The 1697-nt window shown below is 43.8% G+C and carries 1 protein-coding gene; it reads right to left on the reverse strand.

Annotation, left to right across the window (positions count from 1 at the left end; genetic code table 11):
- A partial coding sequence (locus Hs20B_RS09540; RefSeq protein WP_191088440.1) for a hypothetical protein occupies window positions 1–1697 on the reverse strand: 1697 nt, incomplete at both ends.

Genomic DNA, 1697 nt, shown 5'->3' on the forward strand with positions numbered 1-1697 from the left:
CTGAGGAATCGCTATCTTCTGTTGAATCTGAATCTTCTGTTGAATCTAGCGCAGTTGCTGATTCGCTATCCGCTGTTGAATCTGAATCTTCATCGGAGTCTGAATCTTCTGAGGAATCGCTGTCTTCTGTTGAATCACTGTCTTCAGATGAATCTGAATCTTCTGTAGAATCGCTATCTTCTGTTGAATCTGAATCTTCTGAGGAATCGCTGTCTTCAGATGAATCACTATCTTCTGTTGAGTCGCTATCTTCTGTTGAATCTGAGTCTTCTGAGGAATCGCTGTCTTCAGATGAATCTGAGTCTTCTGAGGAATCGCTATCTTCTGTTGAGTCTGAGTCTTCTGTTGAGTCGCTATCTTCTGTTGAGTCTGAGTCTTCTGAAGAATCGCTGTCTTCAGATGAATCTGAGTCTTCTGTTGAATCGCTATCTTCAGATGAATCTGAGTCTTCTGTTGAGTCGCTATCTTCTGTTGAGTCGCTATCTTCTGTTGAATCTGAGTCTTCTGTTGAATCGCTGTCTTCAGATGAATCTGAGTCTTCTGAGGAATCGCTGTCTTCGTCTGAATCTGAGTCTTCTGTTGAATCTAGCGCAGTTGCTGATTCGCTATCCGCTGTTGAATCTGAATCTTCATCGGAGTCTGAATCTTCTGTTGAATCGCTGTCTTCAGATGAGTCTGAATCCTCAGTTGAGTCGCTATCTTCTGTTGAATCTAGCGCAGTTGCTGATTCGCTATCCGCTGTTGAATCTGAATCTTCATCGGAGTCTGAGTCTTCTGTTGAGTCACTGTCTTCAGATGAATCTGAGTCTTCTGAGGAATCGCTGTCTTCAGATGAGTCTGAGTCTTCTGTTGAGTCACTGTCTTCAGATGAGTCTGAGTCTTCTGAGGAATCGCTGTCTTCGTCTGAATCTGAGTCTTCTGTTGAATCGCTGTCTTCAGATGAATCGCTATCTTCTGAGGAATCTGAATCTTCTGAGGAGTCACTGTCTTCAGATGAATCTGAGTCTTCTGAGGAATCGCTGTCTTCAGATGAGTCTGAGTCTTCTGAGGAATCGCTGTCTTCGTCTGAATCTGAGTCTTCTGAGGAATCGCTGTCTTCGTCTGAATCTGAGTCTTCTGTTGAGTCGCTATCTTCTGTTGAATCTAGCGCAGTTGCTGATTCGCTATCCGCTGTTGAATCTGAATCTTCATCGGAGTCTGAATCTTCTGTTGAATCGCTGTCTTCAGATGAGTCTGAATCCTCAGTTGAATCGCTATCTTCTGTTGAATCTGAATCTTCTGAGGAGTCACTGTCTTCAGATGAATCTGAGTCTTCTGAGGAATCGCTGTCTTCAGATGAATCGCTATCTTCTGTTGAATCGCTATCTTCTGAGGAATCTGAATCTTCTGAGGAGTCACTGTCTTCAGATGAGTCTGAGTCTTCTGAGGAATCGCTGTCTTCAGATGAGTCTGAGTCTTCTGTTGAGTCACTGTCTTCAGATGAATCTGAGTCTTCAGAGGAATCGCTGTCTTCGTCTGAATCTGAGTCTTCTGTTGAATCGCTGTCTTCAGAGGAATCGCTGTCTTCGTCTGAATCTGAGTCTTCTGAGGAATCGCTGTCTTCGTCTGAATCTGAGTCTTCTGTTGAGTCGCTATCTTCTGTTGAATCTAGCGCAGTTGCTGATTCGCTATCCGCTGTTGAATCTGAATCTTCATCG

The sequence above is a fragment of the Pseudolactococcus insecticola genome (genome assembly GCF_011170065.1).
Classification (GTDB): Bacteria; Bacillota; Bacilli; order Lactobacillales; family Streptococcaceae; genus Pseudolactococcus; species Pseudolactococcus insecticola.